The 17,033-nt window shown below is 77.4% G+C and carries 18 protein-coding genes and 1 riboswitch; of the genes, 14 read left to right on the top strand and 4 right to left on the bottom strand.

The window, feature by feature from the left end; all coding sequences use genetic code 11:
- Nucleotides 1-127: 127 nt before the first annotated feature.
- Nucleotides 128-337 (bottom strand): hypothetical protein, encoded by a 210-nt coding sequence (locus ACI79L_RS17695; RefSeq protein ID WP_456938024.1) that lies wholly within the window; start codon nt 335-337, stop codon nt 128-130.
- A gap of 26 nt (nt 338-363) precedes the next feature.
- Between ACI79L_RS17695 and ACI79L_RS17690 the strand changes: the two genes are divergently transcribed.
- The 3 genes from ACI79L_RS17690 (at nt 364) to ACI79L_RS17680 (ending at nt 1,569) form a co-directional block, all read left to right on the top strand.
- Nucleotides 364-882 carry an Lrp/AsnC family transcriptional regulator gene (locus ACI79L_RS17690; RefSeq protein ID WP_456938026.1) on the top strand — a complete coding sequence of 173 codons (519 nt, stop codon included), beginning with the start codon at nt 364-366 and terminating at the stop codon, nt 880-882.
- A gap of 29 nt (nt 883-911) precedes the next feature.
- Nucleotides 912-1,223: a DUF4229 domain-containing protein gene (locus ACI79L_RS17685; RefSeq protein ID WP_456938023.1), complete on the top strand. Its 312-nt coding sequence runs from the start codon at nt 912-914 to the stop codon at nt 1,221-1,223.
- 85 nt (nt 1,224-1,308) lie between these two features.
- Nucleotides 1,309-1,569 (top strand): hypothetical protein, encoded by a 261-nt coding sequence (locus ACI79L_RS17680; protein WP_456938022.1) that lies wholly within the window; start codon nt 1,309-1,311, stop codon nt 1,567-1,569.
- Nucleotides 1,570-1,592: 23 nt separating this feature from the next.
- Here the strand turns inward: ACI79L_RS17680 and ACI79L_RS17675 are convergent, their stop codons facing one another.
- Nucleotides 1,593-2,465 carry a 1,4-dihydroxy-2-naphthoate polyprenyltransferase gene (locus tag ACI79L_RS17675; RefSeq protein ID WP_456938021.1) on the bottom strand — a complete coding sequence of 291 codons (873 nt, stop codon included), beginning with the start codon at nt 2,463-2,465 and terminating at the stop codon, nt 1,593-1,595.
- The gene (gene menE / locus ACI79L_RS17670; RefSeq protein WP_456938020.1) at nt 2,465-3,604 is read right to left on the bottom strand and encodes an o-succinylbenzoate--CoA ligase; all 1,140 of its coding nucleotides are present in this window, start codon (nt 3,602-3,604) and stop codon (nt 2,465-2,467) included. The genes ACI79L_RS17675 and menE overlap by 1 nt, the downstream gene beginning before the upstream one ends.
- Nucleotides 3,605-3,645: 41 nt before the next feature.
- Between menE and ACI79L_RS17665 the strand changes: the two genes are divergently transcribed.
- The 3 genes from ACI79L_RS17665 (at nt 3,646) to ACI79L_RS17655 (ending at nt 8,399) form a co-directional block, all read left to right on the top strand.
- Entirely contained in the window at nt 3,646-4,605 is a 960-nt protein-coding gene (locus ACI79L_RS17665; RefSeq protein WP_456938019.1) for an o-succinylbenzoate synthase, read from the top strand.
- Nucleotides 4,602-6,281 (top strand): 2-succinyl-5-enolpyruvyl-6-hydroxy-3-cyclohexene-1-carboxylic-acid synthase, encoded by a 1,680-nt coding sequence (gene menD, locus ACI79L_RS17660; protein ID WP_456938018.1) that lies wholly within the window; start codon nt 4,602-4,604, stop codon nt 6,279-6,281. The genes ACI79L_RS17665 and menD overlap by 4 nt, the downstream gene beginning before the upstream one ends.
- A 663-nt stretch (nt 6,282-6,944) precedes the next feature.
- A riboswitch (cyclic di-AMP (ydaO/yuaA leader) is annotated at nt 6,945-7,114 on the top strand.
- A 4-nt stretch (nt 7,115-7,118) separates the two neighbouring features.
- The gene (locus ACI79L_RS17655) at nt 7,119-8,399 is read left to right on the top strand and encodes a transglycosylase family protein (protein ID WP_456938017.1); all 1,281 of its coding nucleotides are present in this window, start codon (nt 7,119-7,121) and stop codon (nt 8,397-8,399) included.
- A 102-nt stretch (nt 8,400-8,501) separates the two neighbouring features.
- Here ACI79L_RS17655 and ACI79L_RS17650 read toward each other — a convergent pair whose 3' ends face one another.
- Nucleotides 8,502-9,776, bottom strand: coding sequence for an isochorismate synthase (locus ACI79L_RS17650; RefSeq protein WP_456938016.1), 1,275 nt, complete (start codon nt 9,774-9,776; stop codon nt 8,502-8,504).
- Nucleotides 9,777-9,812: 36 nt separating this feature from the next.
- On the opposite strand from ACI79L_RS17650, the gene ACI79L_RS17645 reads away from it, so the two are divergent.
- The 8 genes from ACI79L_RS17645 (at nt 9,813) to nuoE (ending at nt 17,033) form a co-directional block, all read left to right on the top strand.
- Entirely contained in the window at nt 9,813-10,532 is a 720-nt protein-coding gene (locus ACI79L_RS17645) for a demethylmenaquinone methyltransferase (RefSeq protein WP_456938015.1), read from the top strand.
- Between the two features lie 215 nt (nt 10,533-10,747).
- Nucleotides 10,748-11,434 carry a phosphoribosyltransferase gene (locus tag ACI79L_RS17640; protein ID WP_456938014.1) on the top strand — a complete coding sequence of 229 codons (687 nt, stop codon included), beginning with the start codon at nt 10,748-10,750 and terminating at the stop codon, nt 11,432-11,434.
- A gap of 41 nt (nt 11,435-11,475) precedes the next feature.
- Nucleotides 11,476-12,750 carry a geranylgeranyl reductase family protein gene (locus tag ACI79L_RS17635; RefSeq protein WP_456938013.1) on the top strand — a complete coding sequence of 425 codons (1,275 nt, stop codon included), beginning with the start codon at nt 11,476-11,478 and terminating at the stop codon, nt 12,748-12,750.
- A 152-nt stretch (nt 12,751-12,902) separates the two neighbouring features.
- Nucleotides 12,903-13,265 carry an NADH-quinone oxidoreductase subunit A gene (locus tag ACI79L_RS17630; RefSeq protein ID WP_456901421.1) on the top strand — a complete coding sequence of 121 codons (363 nt, stop codon included), beginning with the start codon at nt 12,903-12,905 and terminating at the stop codon, nt 13,263-13,265.
- Between the two features lie 27 nt (nt 13,266-13,292).
- Nucleotides 13,293-13,970 carry a NuoB/complex I 20 kDa subunit family protein gene (locus tag ACI79L_RS17625; RefSeq protein WP_456930279.1) on the top strand — a complete coding sequence of 226 codons (678 nt, stop codon included), beginning with the start codon at nt 13,293-13,295 and terminating at the stop codon, nt 13,968-13,970.
- Nucleotides 13,967-14,704, top strand: coding sequence for an NADH-quinone oxidoreductase subunit C (locus tag ACI79L_RS17620; protein WP_456938012.1), 738 nt, complete (start codon nt 13,967-13,969; stop codon nt 14,702-14,704). Before ACI79L_RS17625 ends, ACI79L_RS17620 begins: the two co-directional genes overlap by 4 nt.
- A complete protein-coding gene (locus ACI79L_RS17615; RefSeq protein ID WP_456938011.1) occupies nt 14,701-16,023 on the top strand; it encodes an NADH-quinone oxidoreductase subunit D in 1,323 nt (440 codons plus the stop codon). Before ACI79L_RS17620 ends, ACI79L_RS17615 begins: the two co-directional genes overlap by 4 nt.
- Nucleotides 16,020-17,033: an NADH-quinone oxidoreductase subunit NuoE gene (gene nuoE / locus ACI79L_RS17610; RefSeq protein ID WP_456938010.1), complete on the top strand. Its 1,014-nt coding sequence runs from the start codon at nt 16,020-16,022 to the stop codon at nt 17,031-17,033. Before ACI79L_RS17615 ends, nuoE begins: the two co-directional genes overlap by 4 nt.

The following is a 17,033-nucleotide window of genomic DNA, read 5'->3' as shown; positions in this document are numbered from 1 at the left end:
GCGGGCCCCCCGCCCCCCCCCCCCCCCCCCCCCCCCCCCCCCCCCCCCCGCCCCCCCCCCCCCCCCCCCCCCCCCCCCCCCCCCCCCCCCCCCCCCCCCCCCCCCCCCCCCCGGGGAGCGGGTCCGGCTAGGCGGGGGAGCCGTCGTCGCGGCGGACGCGGCGGCCGAGCTCGCGGAGGAACTCCGGGTCGTCGTCGGGGGCCACCGGGCGGACCGCGCGCGGGGGCCGCGGACGTCGGGCCGGCCGCTCCCGGCGCAGCTCGCTCCCGGCGACCGCCGTCGCCCGGACCACGAGCACCACCACGAGCACCGCGACCAGCAGCAGCACGACCGGCACCCGGCCTCCCCTCTCCAGGAACGTCCCTGCCGCCCAATGTACGAGCGCGGGGATACTCGGGGGAGCGGGCCGCGACCGCGTCCCCACACGACCCGGACGGAGCCCCCATCGACGCCGTCGACCGGCAGCTGATCGACCTGCTGCGCGCCAACGGCCGTGCCAGCATCGCCGAGCTGGCCCGGCAGGTCGGGCTCTCCGCGCCGGCCGTGCACGAGCGCGTGGGCAAGCTCGAGGCCTCCGGGGTGGTCCTCGGCTACCGCGCCGTCGTCGACCCCGCCGCCCTGGGGCTGGACGTCACCGCGCTCATCGGCGTGATCGAGAGCGACGCCGTCGACGACACCGGCGTGGAGGCGGCGCTGCGGGCGATGCCCGAGGTCGAGGACTGCTGGCGGGTGGCCGGCAGCGAGGGCTACGTGCTCAAGGTCCGGGTGACCGACATCCCGGCACTCGAGGCCGCCATCAACGCGTTGAACAGGATCGAGGGCGTCGCCCGCACCCGCACGACCGTCGTGCTCTCCACCAAGTGGGAGGGCCGGACGGGATGACGCCCGACCGCACGCAGGAGGACAGCAGCATGGCCGAGAGCACCACCCCGGGCGCGCCCACCGGCGGTCCCGCGACCCCGCCGCGGATCGCGCCGTGGCTGCTGCTCTACACGCTCGGCCGGCTGGTCATCGCCGCCGCCCTCGTCGCGTTGATCTGGCTGGTCGGCCTGCCCGGCTTCCCGGCGCTGCTGTTCGGCCTGCTGCTGTCGATGCCGGTGGCGCTGGTGCTGCTGCGCCCGGTCCGCGACAAGCTCACCGAGGGCCTGGCCGCCCGCAGCGTCGCCCGCCGTGCCCGCAAGGAGGAGCTGCGCGCCCGGCTGTCGGGCGACGCCGCCGCCTGAGTCCCGTCCCCTCGCGGTGAGCACGGCCGCCGCGGGACGACGTCGGGCGTGCGCGGACCCGCCGGTCCGGGCGCATGCTCGTCGCATGGACGCAGTGCGTTCGCTCGTCGGGGTCGTCGGCGTCGTCCTCGCCGCGGTCCTCCTCCTGCTGGGGTTGGTGCTGTCCCCGGTGCTGCTCCTGCTCGCGCCGCTGGTGCTGCTGGTCGTCGGTGCGTGGCGGTTCTGGCGGCTCAAGCACAAGGCGGAGCGCACGGTGCAGCGCGGCCGCCGGCGCGTGCGCAAGGCGGGGAAGAAGGCGACGAAGAAGGTCCGGAAGGGGGCCGGACGGGCTCTCGGCCCGTCGTAGGCCGGCCCGGTGCGGTGCCCCGCTCAGCCCGACAGGGCGAGCCCGGCGCCGAGCAGCACGCCGGTGGCCAGGGTGAGCAGGCCGGTCGCCTGCAGCGCGGCGATCAGCGCCGGCCCGCGCCCGCCGGAGAGCACCACCCGCGACGGCGGCACGGCCAGCGGGGCGGCGGCCAGCGCCAGCAGCGCCCACGGCCGCCCCACCCCGATCGCGACGACGACGGCGAACGCCACCGCGAGCAGGCCGACGTAGAACCGCCGGGTCGCGCGGTCGCCGAGCAGCACCGCGAGCGTGCGCTTGCCCACCCGGGCGTCGCCCTCGACGTCACGGAGGTTGTTGACCACCAGCAGCGCCACCGACAGCAGCCCGATCGGCACCGCGGCGGCCAGCGCCAGCCCCTCGACCCGCCCGGTCTGCGCGAACGTCGTCCCGGCGACGGCGACCAGGCCGAAGAAGACGAAGACGAACACCTCGCCGAGCGCCCGGTAGCCGTAGGGCAGCGGGCCGCCGGTGTAGGTCCAGGCCGCGGCGATGCACACCGCGCCGACGGCGACCAGCCACCAGCTCGACAGCGCCGCCAGCGCCAGCCCCGCGACCCCCGCGACGGCGAAGGACAGCAGCGCCGCCGTCAGCACCGCGCGGGGCGAGGCGGCGCCGGAGCCGACCAGCCGCATCGGCCCCACCCGGACCGTGTCGGTGCCGCGCCTCCCGTCGGAGTAGTCGTTGGCGTAGTTGACCGCGACCTGCAGCGCCAGCGCCACGAGCAGCGCCAGCAGCGCGGGCACGAGCCGGAAGCCGTCGAGCGCGGCCGCGGCGCCGGTGCCCACGAGAACGGGCGCGAGCGCGGCGGGCAGCGTGCGGGGCCGGGCGCCGGCCACCCACTGCGCGGGCGTCGCCATCAGCGGACACCGCCGTCCAGCCGGGCCGCGACGCCGCGGCGGTCGGGCTTGCCGGTGTGCAGCGTCGGCACCGACCCGATCAGGTGCAGCTCGCGCGGCGCGGACGGCCCGCCCAGCCGCTCGGCCACCCACGGCCGCAGGGCCGCGAGGTCGGGGGCCGCGCCCGGCGCCGGGACGACGGCGGCCACCACCCGCTGCCCCCACTCCTCGTCGGGCCGGCCGAACACCACGGCGTCGGCGACGGCGGGGTGCTCGCGCAGCGCCCCCTCGACCGCCTGCGGGGCCACGTTCACGCCGCCGGTGACGACGACGTCGTCGAGCCGCCCGACCACCGTCAGCCGCCCGTCGGGGCCGACGGACCCGGCGTCGCGGGTGCGGAACTCCCCGCCGGCGAACGCCACCGCGGTGCCGTCCGGGTCGCGGCGGTACCCGAGCGCCAGCACGGGGCCGGCGATGGCGATCCCCTCGTCGTCCACGCGGACCCGCACGCCGTCGAGCGGGACGCCGTCGTAGACGCAGCCGCCGGCGGTCTCGGTCGTGCCGTAGGTGGTCACCACCGCGACGCCGGCCTCCCGGGCGCGGGCCAGCAGGGCCGGGTCGGTGGCCGCGCCGCCGACGAGCACCGCGTCGAAGGCGCGCAGCGCCGCCGGCTCGCGCTCCAGGTACCGGCGCAGCTGGGTGGGCACCAGCGCGGTGTGGCGGCGGCCGGCGGGCATCCGCGCCACCGCCGCGGCCAGGTCCTCCCCGGCGGCGAGCACGGTGGGCGCGGTGCCGCCGAGCACCGACCGGACCAGCACCTGCAGCCCGGCGATCGCCGACACCGGCAGCGCGAGCAGCCAGGCGCCGGGCCCGCCGAGCCGGTCGAGGGTCGCCGTCGCCGAGGCCCGCAGCGCCGCGGCCGGCAGCAGCACGCCGCGCGGGCCGCCGGTGGACCCGGAGGTGACGACGACGAGGTCGGCGCCGTCCTCGAGCGGCTCGTCCGGCGCGAGGACCTCCCGCGCGGCCGCCGCGGGCGGCCCGGCCGGGAGGACCGCGAGCGGCGCGGCGCCCTCCAGGCAGGCGCGGACGGCGGGCAGCACGGTGCCGAGGACGGCGTCGGGGGCGTCCGGCGCGGGGAGGACGGTCAGCTGCCGGATCACGGGTCCCGAGGGTACGTCGCGCGCGACATAGGCTTGCGGGCGTGATCACCCCCGCCGGCCTCCCCGAGGGGATCGACCGGCTGGCGGTGTGGTCGGTGCCGATGCGCACCCGCTTCCGGGGCATCGACGTCCGCGACGGCGTGCTCGTGCACGGCCCGGCCGGCTGGGGCGAGTTCTCCCCGTTCTGGGACTACGGCGTGCAGGAGAGCCGCCGGTGGTGGGCGGCCGCCGCCGAGGCCGCGCTGGAGGGCTGGCCCGCGCCGGTGCGCGACGCGGTGCCGGTCAACGTGACCGTCCCCGCGGTGGGGCCCGAGCGGGCGCACGCGATCGTGGCGGCATCGGGCTGCCGGACGGCGAAGGTGAAGGTGGCCGAGCCGGGCCAGACCGCCGCCGCCGACCTCGCCCGCGTGGAGGCCGTCCGCGACGCGCTGGGCCCGTCCGGTGCGGTCCGGGTGGACGCCAACGCCGCCTGGGACGTCGACACCGCCGTCGCCCGGATCCGCGAGCTGGATCGCGTGGGCCTGGAGTACGTCGAGCAGCCCTGCGCCACGCTCGCCGAGCTCGCCGCCCTCCGCCGCCGGGTCGACGTCCGGGTCGCCGTCGACGAGGGCGTGCGCCGTGCCGGCGACCCGCTGGGCGTGGACCTGCGCGAGGCCGGCGACGTCGTCGTCCTCAAGGTGCAGCCGCTCGGCGGCGTGCGGGCCGCGCTGCGCGTGGCCGAGGCGCACGGGCTGCCGTGCGTGGTCTCCTCCGCGCTGGAGTCCTCGGTCGGCATCGCCGCGGGGGTCGCGCTGGCCGCCGCGCTGCCGGAGCTGCCCTTCGCCTGCGGCCTGGCCACGGTCGCCCTCCTGGACGGCGACGTGACCGACGCCCCGCTGCTGCCGGTGGACGGCGTGCTGCCGGTGACCCGGCCGGACCCCGCACGGCTGGACGCCGTGACCGCGCCCGGTGACGTGACCGCCCGCTGGACCGAGCGGCTGGGCGCGGTGCTGGCCGCGTGAACCCCTCCACCGCACTGGCCCGCGTGCTGGTCGACGAACTGGTCCGCGGCGGGGTCCGCGACGCCGTCGTCGCGCCCGGCTCGCGCTCGGCGCCGGTCGCCCTGGCGCTGGCCGCCGCCGAGCGGGCCGGCGTCCTGCGGCTGCACGTGCGCATCGACGAGCGCACGGCGTCCTTCCTCGCCCTGGGCCTGGCCCGCGCGTCCGGCCGGCCGGTGCCGGTGCTCACCACCTCCGGGACGGCGACCGCGCACCTGCACGCCGCCGTCCTCGAGGCCGACGTCAGCGGCGTGCCGCTGCTGGCGCTGACCGCCGACCGGCCGCCGGAGCTGCGGGGCACCGGCGCCAACCAGACCATCGAGCAGCCCGGCCTCTACGGCGGCGCGGTGCGCTGGGCGGCCGACGTCGGCGTGCCCGAGGCCGGCCGCGAGGCCGCGCAGAACCGCTACTGGCGGTCGGTGGTGTCCCGGGCGCTGCTCGCGGCCACCGGCGTCCTGTCCGGCGACCCCGGCCCGGTGCAGCTGGACCTGCCGTTCCGCGACCCGCTGCTGCCGGAGGAGGAGCCCGGCCCGCTCGCGGGCCCGTGGGCCGGCCGGGACGGCGGCGCGCCGTGGACCGCCGGGGAGCCCGCGCCGGTCGCGGCCGCGCCGGTCCCGGACGGCCCGCGCACGCTCGTCGTCGCCGGGGACGGGCCGGACGCCGTCGGCCGGGCGTGGGCGGCCGGCGCCGCCGCGGCCGGCTGGCCGGTGGTCGCCGAGCCGAGCGGCGGGGCGTGGACCGACGGCGCGGTGCGCGGTGGGGCGCTGCTGCTCGGCGTGCCCGGCTGGCTGGACGCGCACCGGCCCGAGCGCGTGGTCGTCGTCGGCCGGCCGACGCTGTCCCGGCCGGTGGCGGCGCTGCTGGCCGACCCGCGGGTGCGCGTGGAGACCGTGGTCGCCGGGCCGCGCTGGCCCGACGCCGGCCGGTCGGCGGCGCTGGTCACCCGCGCCGCCCCGCCGGCCGGTCCGCCCTCCGACCCGGCCTGGGCCGCCGCCTGGCGCGCGGCCGCGGACCGGGTGGGCGCGACCGTCGACGCCGCCCTGGACACCGCGCCCGGGCTGACCGCCGCCCGGCTGGCCCGCGACGTCGTCGCCGCGCTGCCGTCCGGGGCCCTGCTGGTGCTCGGCTCCTCGACGCCGGTGCGCGACGTCGACCGGCTGGCCGTGCCGCGCGGCGACCTCGCCGTGCTCGCCAACCGCGGCGTCGCCGGGATCGACGGCACGGTGTCCACCGCCGTCGGGGCCGCCCTGGCGCACGGCGGGCCCGCGGTGGCGCTCATGGGCGACCTCACGTTCCTGCACGACCTGCAGGGGCTGCTCACCGGCGAGGGCGAGCCGCGCCCGGACCTCACCGTGGTGGTGCCCGACAACGACGGCGGCGGGATCTTCGCCCAGCTGGAGCCGGGGCGGCCGGCGTACGCCCGCGACTACCGGCGGGTGTTCGGCACGCCGCACGGGCGGGACCTGGTCGCCGTCGCGGCGTCCCTGGGCTGGGCGGCGACGGCGGTGGCCACGCCGGAGGAGCTCACCGTCGCGCTCGCGTGCGGCGGGCCGCGGGTGGTCGTCGCCCGCACCGACCAGCGCGCGGAGGCCGATCTGGCCGTCGCCCTGCGGGAGGCCGCGGGCCGCGCCCTGGCCTGACCGGCCTCAGGAGCGCCGGATCTCCTGCAACGACCAGCCGTTGCCGTCGGGGTCGCTGGAGAACGCGAACCGCGAGCCGGGGGCGGGGCGCCCTCGAGGCCCAGTTGCTGGACCTCGGTGACGTCGACCCCGCGCCCGGCCGGCTCCCGGCGGACGGCGTCGACGTCCTCGACGACGAGTTGCGGGCCCCGGGTCGAGCCCGGCTCGTCCCGATGACGTCGTGGTCGAGCCCGAAACCGACCTGCTCGACGGAGAAGGCCCTGGCGACGTCGACGTCCGCTCACCGGGATGCCGATCACCTCGAGTCGCACGTCCGTGCGGGGGACCCCAGGGAGGTCCGGGCACCCCATGGGGGCCTCGCGGCGCGGTCCCGGCGGGGAGTGGAGGCCCGGATCGGGGCCCGTCACCGGTGGCCTTCGTCACGGGGGCCGGGGGCGGTCGCGGCGGGGGCACGAGGACTGCCGCGGAGCCGGATCGCGCGCGGCGAGCAGCGCGTTCCGTTACCCGCGCGGGAGTCACGCCGACGTCACGCCGTACCCCACGGGCCCCAGCCGAACCCTTGTGTGACCGCCGTCACGACGACAGTCGACATGACGACACGTAACGTTTTGGCTGCGCTCAGCGAACACAGAGCGTGGCGCCGGTCCGCCAAACCCTGCCCACCGGTCGCCCACGACAACTCCCAGGGCAGGGGTGGGGGACCCACTCTTCCGGCGCGCGACGGCCTACGGGGGCCTGTCGGAGCGCGCCTCGGGGTGAAGCCGCGGACCGCGGCCGGGCACCGATCGCCCGAACCCGACAGCTCACCTCGCCGGCGGTGATCGGGAGATCATCACCATGCCCAAGCACCGCGCACCCCGCTACGTCCGCACCAAGAAGGTCATCGCCAAGGCCCCTGTCGCCGCCGGCGCCGCCGCCGTCGGTCTGGGCGTCCTGAGCTCGCCGGCCTCCGCCTCCACCACCCACGACTGGACCGGCGTCGCCCAGTGCGAGTCCAGTGGCAACTGGAGCATCAACACCGGCAACGGCTACTACGGCGGCCTGCAGTTCAGCCAGTCCACCTGGGCCGCCTTCGGGGGCACCGGCCTCGCCCCGCGTGCCGACCTCGCCACCCCGGCCCAGCAGGTCCAGATCGCCGAGGCGGTCCTGGCCGGCCAGGGCGTCGGCGCCTGGCCGAGCTGCGGCAAGTACCTGACCGACGGCACCACCGCCGCCGCCGCCGAGGCGCCGGCCGCGCCCGCCGAGCAGGCCGCCCCCGCCGCCGAGGCCCCGGCCGCCCCGGCCGAGCAGCCGGCCGCCGAGCAGGCCGCCCCGGCCGAGCAGGCCGAGGTCACCACCGAGGAGTACACCGTCCGCTGGCGGGACACGGTGGCGAAGATCGCCGCCGCACACGGCCAGAGCTGGCGGGAGCTCTACGAGCGCAACGTCGACGTCATCGGCGCCAACCCGAACCTGATCTTCCCCGGTCAGGTGCTGGCGCTCAGCGGCTCGACCGCCGCCCCGGCCCCCGCCGCCGAGGCCGCTCCGGCCCCCGCCGCCGAGGCCGCCCCGGCCCCCGCCGCCGAGGCCGCCCCGGCTCCCGCCGCCGAGGCCGCCCCGGCTCCCGCTGCCGAGGCCGCCCCGGCCCCCGCCGCCGAGGCCGCCCCGGCTCCCGCCGCCGAGGCCGCCCCGGCCCCGGTCGCCGCCGGTGAGGCGGCGCCCGCCGCCACCCCGCCGATCGCCGAGGCCGCTCCGCAGGTCGCGCAGGCCGCGGTCGTCGCCGAGATCACCAACACCGCCGGCGCGATCCACGAGGCCGTGCAGGCGGCGGCGAACGCCGTCGTCAGCAACGTCCCGGGCGCCGCGGACATCACCCTCGGCGGCACGCGGGCCAGCGCGGTCGACCCGGACGGCCACCCCTCCGGCAAGGCGCTGGACTACATGGTCATGTCCGACGCCGCCCTCGGCGACGCGATCGCCCAGTACCACGTCGACCACTGGGACGAGCTGGGCGTCGAGTACGTCATCTGGCAGCAGCGCATCCTGACCTCGCCCGACGCCGCCTGGAAGGCGATGGAGGACCGCGGCGGTGCGACCGCGAACCACATGGACCACGTGCACGTGAACTACGTGGGCTGACCTCCCGCGCACCCGACGAGGGCCCCGACCGCGCACCGCGGCCGGGGCCCTCGCCGTCTCCGGAGCGCAGGGGGACGACGGCGCCGGCCGGGACCGGCCGCCTCAGCCCTCCAGCGCGGCCTGGAAGGCGGCGAACTTCGACTGCGTCTCGGCGAGCTCGGCCGCCGGGTCGGAGGCGGCGACGATGCCGCAGCCGGCGAACAGCCGGGCCGACCGCGGGTCGTCGTCGACCAGCTGCGCGCAGCGCAGGGCCAGCCCGAACTCGCCGTCCCCGCGGGCGTCGAGCCAGCCCACCGGCCCGGCGTAGCGCCCGCGGCCCATGCCCTCCAGCTCGGCGATGACCGCGGCGGCGGCCTCGGGCGGGGTGCCGCAGACGGCGGCGGTCGGGTGCACGGCGTCGACCAGCTCCAGCAGCCCGGCGCGGCCGCGGGCGCCCGAGCGGCGCTGGGTGCCGACGACGTCGGTGGCCAGGTGCCGCACGTTGGGCAGCGTCAGCAGCGAGGGCTGCTCCGGCACCGACAGCGCGGTGCAGAACGGGTCGAGCGCGCGGACGAGCGAGTCGACGGCGAGGGCGTGCTCGTCGCGGTCCTTGGCGCTGGTCAGGAGGCCCGCCGCGAGCCGCTCGTCCTCGGCGCCCGCGCCGCGCGGGGCGGTGCCGGCCAGCACCCGCGCCGACAGCTGCCGGCCGGTGCGGCGCAGCAGCAGCTCGGGGGTGGCGCCGAGCAGCCCGTCGACGGCGAAGGTCCAGCAGTCGGGGAAGCGCGCGGCCAGCCGGTCGAGCAGGCGGCGCGGGTCCAGCGGCACGTCGGCGGTGACCAGCAGGTCGCGGGCGAGCACCACCTTGGCGAGGTCGCCGGCGCCGATGCGGCCGATCGCGGCGGACACGGCACCGCACCACGAGGCGGGGTCGAGCGCGCCGTCGGCGTAGCGCAGCCGGCCCGGCGCGGGGGTCAGCGGCTCGCGGGTGGCCGGCAGCACGTCGCGCGGGTCGGCACCGCCGGTCGTGGTCACCCAGGCGACGCCGTCGCGGCGGCCGACGACGACCTCGGGGACGACGAACACCGACGTCTCCCGCGCGGGGTCGAACGCGACGCTCGCGAACACCACCGGCCCGGAGCCGGGCACGCCCACCTCGTCGTCGACGGCGAGGGCGGCGGTGCGGTCGTCCCACCAGGCGGCGGCCTCGGCGAGCGCGCCGGGACCGGAGACCTCGAGGCGGTCGGCCTCGCCCCAGCCGACCAGGCCCTCGCCGCGGCGCACCCAGGACAGCGCGCCCTCGCGCGGCAGCAGCGCCAGCAGGTCGGGGGAGTCGGGCAGCGCGACCGTGGTGACGGCGGGCGCGACGGCGTCCGGGGTGGTCACCGCCGCTGCCGTCACAGCCCCCAGCGTAGGCAGCCGGTAGCGTCGTCCGCCGTGGCAGACCGGCGAGACAGCGCACACACCGCCGGGTCGAGGGCCGGGTTGGACAAGCAGCCGCACGAGGTCGCGGCCATGTTCGACGGCGTCGCCCGCCGCTACGACCTCACCAACACCGTGCTCTCCGGCGGCCGCGACGCCGCCTGGCGGCGGGCCACCCGCGAGGCGCTCGGCGCCCGGCCGGGGGACGTCGTCCTCGACGTGGCCGCCGGCACCGGCGTCTCCACCGTGGAGCTCGCCGCCGGGGGCGTGCACGCGATCGCCTGCGACTTCTCCCAGGGGATGCTGCGGGCCGGCGCGGCGCGGCCGGTGCCGAAGGTGGCCGGCGACGCGATGGCGCTGCCGTTCGCCGACGCGAGCGCCGACGGGCTGGTCGTCTCCTTCGGCCTGCGCAACGTGGCCGACCCCGACGCCGCGCTGCGCGAGTTCGCCCGGGTCGTCCGGCCGGGCGGGCGGCTCGTCGTCTGCGAGTTCTCCAGCCCCACCTGGAAGCCGTTCCGCACCGTCTACACCGAGTACCTCATGCGGGCGCTGCCGCGGATCGCCCGCGCGGTGAGCAGCAACCCCGACGCCTACGTCTACCTGGCCGAGTCGATCCGGGCCTGGCCCGACCAGCCGGCGCTGGCCGCCCGCATCCAGGCCGCCGGGTGGACCGACGTCGCCTGGCGCAACCTGACCGGCGGCGTCGTCGCGCTGCACCGCGCGGTCCGCCCCTGACCGGCCCGCCGCCGAGGGCTCCCGCGGCCCGCGTGCGGGGATAGCGTCGGCGCATGACGACACCGACACCGATGCCCGAGCCGCCCGGTCCGTCGCCGTCCCCGGTCGACCCGATCTCGCCGCCGTCGCCGGCCCCGCTGCCGCAGCCCAGCCCCACCGACCCGAGCGCCCCGCCGCCGTCGGGACCCCAGCCCGTCTGACCCCCCGGCCCCGCGGTGGACGGCCGCCCGTACCGCGACCGGCGTGACGCCGGCCGGCGGCTCGCCGCGCGCCTGACCGACCCCGCCCGTCCCCCTGGCGTGCCGCTCGGCCCGGACGCGCTGGTCCTCGGCCTGCCCCGCGGCGGCGTCCTGGTCGCGGCCGAGGTCGCGGCGGCGCTCGGCGCGGAGCTCGACGTGGTCGCCGTCCGCAAGCTCGGCCTGCCCGAGCGGCCGGAGCTGGCCATGGGCGCGCTGGCCGCGGTGGGGGAGACCGTCGAGAGCGTCCGCAGCGAGTCCGTCCTCGCCCGCAACCCCGTCGGGCCCGCCGCCGCGGACGAGGTGCGCCGCTCCGAGCTGGCCGAGCTGCGCCGCCGGCAGCGGGCCTACCGCGGCGACCGGCCGCCGCCCGCGCTCGCCGGCCGCACCGCCGTCCTCGTCGACGACGGGCTGGCCACCGGCTCCACCATGCGCGCCGCCCTCGCCGCGGTCCGCGCGGCCGGTCCGGCCGCGGTCGTCGTCGCCGTCCCCGTCGGGGCGCCCGACGTGTGCGCCGAGCTGTCCGTGCTGGCCGACGAGGTCGTCTGCCCGGTCACCCCCCACCCGTTCGGCGCGGTAGGCCGCTACTACGACGACTTCGGCGAGACGTCCGACGACGAGGTGCGCGCCGCGCTCGCCGGCGGCCCCGGCGGGGGGCCCGCCTAGGCTCGGGACGACCGCAGACCGAGCACCGAGGGGGCCAGCGCGTGACGAGTCCGACCGCCGGGGGCAGCGCCGACGTCGTGGTGGTCGGTGCCGGGCCGGCCGGGTCGGCCGCCGCGTGGACCCTGGCCGCCGCCGGGCTCGACGTCGTCGTGCTGGAGAAGGCGCGCTTCCCGCGGGAGAAGGTCTGCGGCGACGGCCTGACACCGCGCGCGGTGAAGGCGCTCGACGAGATGGGGATCGACGTCTCCCCGGCGGCCGGCTGGGTGCGGCACCGCGGCCTGCGGGTCTTCGGCGGCGGCCGGGTGGTCGAGGTCGACTGGCCGCAGCTGGACTCCTGGCCCGGGTACGGCCTGGTCCGGCCGCGCAAGGACCTCGACCCGATGCTCGCCGAGCACGCCGTGGCCGCCGGCGCCCGGCTCGAGCAGGAGGTCACCGTCACCGACCCGCTGCTCGACGACGCCGGCCGGGTCGTGGGCGTGCACGCGCAGGCCGGCCCGGGCAGGGAGCCGGTGACCTGGCGGGCGCCGCTGGTCGTCTCCGCGGAGGGCCTCTCCGGCCGGCTGGCCAAGGCGATCGGGCTGACCCGCCGCGAGGACCGGCCGCTCGGCGTCGCCGTCCGCCGGTACGTCGAGACGCCGCGCGGCGAGGACCCCTACCTCGACATCTCCTTCGACCTGTCCGCCGAGGGCCCCACCGCCGACTCGATGCCCGGCTACGGCTGGTCCTTCGGCATGGGCGACGGCACCGCCAACGTCGGCTTCGGCCTGCTCGACACCCGCCGCGGCGGCGAGACCGACGCGCGCACCGTGCTGCGCCGCTGGCTGGCCACCCTGCCGCCGGAGTGGCAGCTGGGCGAGGAGCACGCGGTCACCCCGGTGCGCGGCGCCGGGCTGCCGATGGCGCTCAACCGCGGCCCGGCCTACACCCGCGGGCTGCTGCTGGCCGGCGACACCGCGGGCGTGGTGAACCCGTTCAACGGCGAGGGCATCAGCTACGCGCTGGAGACCGGCCGGATGGCGGGGGAGACGGCGGCCGCGGCGCTCGCCGCCCCCGAGGGGCCGGCCCGCGAGGCGGTGCTGCGCCGGTACCCCGAGCGGCTGCGCGAGGCCTACGGCCGCCACCACCGGCTCGGGATGGCCTTCCTCGCGCTGCTCGACCGCCCCGCCCTGGTCCGCTTCGCCACCGCGCACGGGCTCGAGCGGCCGGCGATGGTGAACGCCGCACTGCGGCTGATGGGCAACCTCTCCGACGGCCGCGACGGCGACCGCTTCGACCGCGTGGTCGCCGTCCTCACCCGGCTCACGCCGTCCGTCTGAGGAGCACCCGAAGCGGTCCGTGACAGGACCGTTACCCGGGGATGTGAACTCACTCACCCCCCGCGCTTCACTTGCCGACCCCGGCGGCATAGGCTCGTGGCACGAGTTTGTGAATTTCTTCACAAGCTCACGAGCCGCCGAGGGAGGCGCCGGTGCTGTCGTCCTACGTCCCGATCGTGGGGCTGTTCGCGCTCGCCGCGGCCTTCGCGCTGTTCTCGGTGACGGTCGCGCCGTTCGTCGGCCCGCGCCGCTACAACCGGGCCAAGCTCGAGGCCTACGAGTGCGGCATCGAACCGGTCGACCAGCCGCTGCACGGCGGCCGCTTCCCGGTGAAGTACTACCTGACGGCGATGCTCTTCATCGTCTTCGACATCGAGATCGTCTTCCTCTACCCGTGGGCCGTCGCCAACGACGCGCTGGGTGTCTTCGGCCTGGTCGAGATGGTGGTCTTCATCGCCACCGTCTTCCTCGCCTACGCCTACGTCTGGCGCCGCGGCGGCCTCGAGTGGGACTGAGCGTGGGACTGACGGAGGGGAGCTGACGTGGGTCTCGAGGAGAAGCTGCCGAGCGGCTTCCTGCTGACGACGGTCGAGAAGCTGGTCAACTGGACGCGGAAGTCCTCGCTGTGGCCGGCCACCTTCGGCCTGGCCTGCTGCGCCATCGAGATGATGGCCACCGGCGCCGGCCGCTACGACTTGGCCCGCTTCGGCATGGAGGTCTTCCGCGCCTCCCCGCGCCAGGCCGACCTCATGATCGTCGCCGGCCGGGTGAGCCAGAAGATGGCGCCGGTCCTGCGGCAGATCTACGACCAGATGCCCGAGCCGCGCTGGGTGCTCGCCATGGGCGTCTGCGCCAGCTCCGGCGGCATGTTCAACAACTACGCGGTGGTGCAGGGCGTCGACCACGTCGTCCCCGTGGACATGTACCTCCCCGGCTGCCCGCCGCGCCCGGAGATGCTCACGGACGCGATCCTCAAGCTGCACCACAAGATCCAGAACGAGCCGCTCGGTCCCAAGCGGGCCCGCCGGCTCGAGGAGGAGCGGGCCGAGGGCCGCGCCCCCGACCTGCTGGTCGAGATGCCCTCCAGCGTCCGCGCCGACAAGGCCAAGCGGGCGGCCTACGAGCAGGCCGCGGCCCTCGGCCGCACCGGCCAGTTCGCCATCGAGCAGCGCGGCGGCGACGCCGTCCTCCTGCCCGGACCGCGCGGCGGGTCCCGGTGACCGGCCCCGGCGACCGCAGCGGCGCCGACGCCTCCCAGGGCGCCGCGGCCGCGGGTGGCGGCTTCCGCAAGGGCGCGTTCGGCGTCAGCGGCAGCGGCGACACCTCCGGCTTCGGCGGCCTGGTCCGCGTCGAGCCGGGCGGGGCGGTCGCGCTGCACTCCACCGACCGCCCCTACGGCGGCTGGTTCGACGAGGTCACCGACGCGCTGGTCGACGCCGTCGGCGCGGCCACCTACGCCGCCGCGGTGCAGCGGGTCCTCGTCGACCGCGGGGAGATCACCTACTTCGTCGCCCGCGAGCACCTGCTCACCCTGGTCCGGGCGCTGCGCGACGACGACGCCCTGCGGTTCGAGCTGTGCAGCAGCGTCTCCGGCGTCGACTACCTCGACAGCGGCGGCCCCGCGGTGGACGCCGGCCGGCCGCGGCTGCACGTCGTCTACCACCTGACCTCGATGACCTACCGGCGGCGGATCCGGCTGGAGGTCGCCGTCACCGCCGAGGACCCGCACGTGCCGTCGGTGTCCTCGGTCTACCCGACGGCGGACTGGCACGAGCGGGAGACGTTCGACATGTTCGGCGTCGTCTTCGACGGCCACCCGGCGCTGACCCGGATCCTCATGCCCGACGACTGGGACGGGCACCCGCAGCGCAAGGACTACCCGCTCGGCGGCGTGCCGGTGGAGTACCACGACGCGACGATCCCGCCGCCCGACACCCGGCGGAGCTACCGATGAGCACCACCTACGACCCGTACGCCGGCTCGCGGGAGACCACCGAGGGGCGGGTCTACACCGTCACCGGCGGCGACTGGGACCAGGCCTTCGGCGCGGACCTCTCCGGCGAGGAGCGGCTCGTCGTCAACATGGGGCCGCAGCACCCCTCGACGCACGGCGTCCTGCGGCTGGTCCTCGACCTCGAGGGCGAGACGGTGACCAAGGCGCGGGTGGTCATCGGCTACCTGCACACCGGCATCGAGAAGAACACCGAGTACCGCAACTGGGTGCAGGGCACGACCTTCGTGACGCGGATGGACTACCTGGCCCCGCTGTTCAACGAGGCCGGCTACTGCATGGCCGTCGAGAAGCTGCTCGGCATCGAGGTGCCGCAGCGCGCGCAGACCATCCGCGTGCTGGTCATGGAGATCAACCGGATCGCCTCGCACCTCGTGGGTCTGGCCACCGGCGGCATGGAGCTGGGCGCGCTCACCGGCATGACCAACGGCTTCCGCGAGCGGGAGCTGTGCCTCGACCTGCTCGAGGAGATCACCGGGCTGCGCATGAACCACGCCTACATCCGGCCCGGCGGCGTCGCCCAGGACCTGCCGGCCGGCGTGGAGGAGTCGATCCGCGAGTGGCTCGCGGTCATGCCCGAGCGGCTGGCCGGCTACCACAAGCTGCTCACCGGCCAGCCGATCTGGCAGCGGCGGCTCAAGGACGTCGGCTACCTCGACGTCACCGGCTGCCTGGCGCTCGGCGTCACCGGGCCCGTGCTGCGGGCCGCCGGGCTGCCCTGGGACCTGCGCAGGACGGAGCCCTACCTCGGCTACGAGACCTACGACTTCGAGGTCCCCACCGCCGACACCTCCGACGCCTGGGGCCGCTACCTGGTCCGGATGGCCGAGATGTTCGAGTCGCTGAAGATCGTCCGCCAGGCGCTCGACCGGCTCGAGCCCGGCCCGGTGATGGTCGAGGACCGGAAGATCGCCTGGCCCGCGCAGCTGTCGCTCGGCGCCGACGGCATGGGCAACTCCCTCGAGCACGTCCGCCACATCATGGGCACCTCGATGGAGGCCCTGATCCACCACTTCAAGCTGGTCACCGAGGGGTTCCGGGTGCCGGCCGGGCAGGTCTACGTGCCGGTCGAGTCGCCGCGGGGGGAGCTCGGCTACCACGTGGTCAGCGACGGCAGCACCCGGCCGTGGCGCGTCCACGTGCGCGACCCCAGCTTCGTGAACCTGCAGGCCACCGCGGCCATGAGCGAGGGCGGGATGATCGCCGACGTCATCGCCGCCATCGCCTCCATCGACCCCGTGATGGGAGGGGTGGACCGATGAGCGCACTCCCCGGCTCCCGGGAGGGCGCGGCGACGACCGGGCTGGTCGACAGCCCGGTCGAGCCGCCGCCGGCGGACCTGCCGCCGCTGACCGAGCAGGCGTGGCTGGAGGCGCGGGAGATCACCACCCGCTACCCGCAGCCGCGCTCGGCGCTGCTGCCGATGCTGCACCTGGTCCAGAGCTACCAGGGTTACGTGACGCCGGAGGGCGTCGCGCTGTGCGCCGAGGTGCTCGGGCTGACCAAGGCCGAGGTCGGCGCGGTCGCCACCTTCTACACGATGTACAAGCGCCGCCCGACCGGCCGGCACCTGGTCAGCGTCTGCACCAACACGCTGTGCGCCGTCCTCGGTGGGCAGCGGATCATGGACGCGCTGTCGGCCGACCTCGGCGTCCACCACGACGAGACGGCGGCCGACGGCTCGGTCACCCTCGAGCACGCCGAGTGCCTGGCCGCCTGCGACTACGCGCCGGTGGTCACCGTCGACTACGAGTTCTACGACCAGCAGGACGTCGAGAGCGCCCGCGCGCTGGTCGCCGCACTGCGCCGCGGGGAGAAGCCGCACCCCACGCGCGGCGCCCCGCTCACCGACTTCCGCGGGGTCTCCCGGCAGCTGGCCGGCTTCTCCCAGCACGCCGACGCCGGGGCCGCGCGCGCCGCCGTCGACGCGCCGGGGGAGTGGGGCCCGACGCTGGCCGGCGTCCGGCTGGCCGCCGAGCGCGGCGAGTCCGCCCCGCCGATGAGCGGCCCGGAACCGGAGCCCGCCGACACCGGCGAGCCCGCGGAGACGGTGGCGCCGTCCGGCGACGCCGGGCAGACGCCGGAGGAGGAGGCCGCCGACGCCCGCGTCGCCGCCGCCGACAACCCGGCCGAGCGGGCCGGCGCCGCGCAGGCGCACCCCGACCGCGGCACCGAGTACGGCCGGCGCACCCCCGGCGGCGACCGTCCCACCCCCGACACCCCCGCAGGGACCGAGCCGGGCACCTCCGGCCAGGGTCCAGGGAAGGCCTGA

Source organism: Geodermatophilus sp. SYSU D00684, from assembly GCF_054050455.1.
This window is presented reverse-complemented; position numbering and strand designations above follow the sequence as displayed.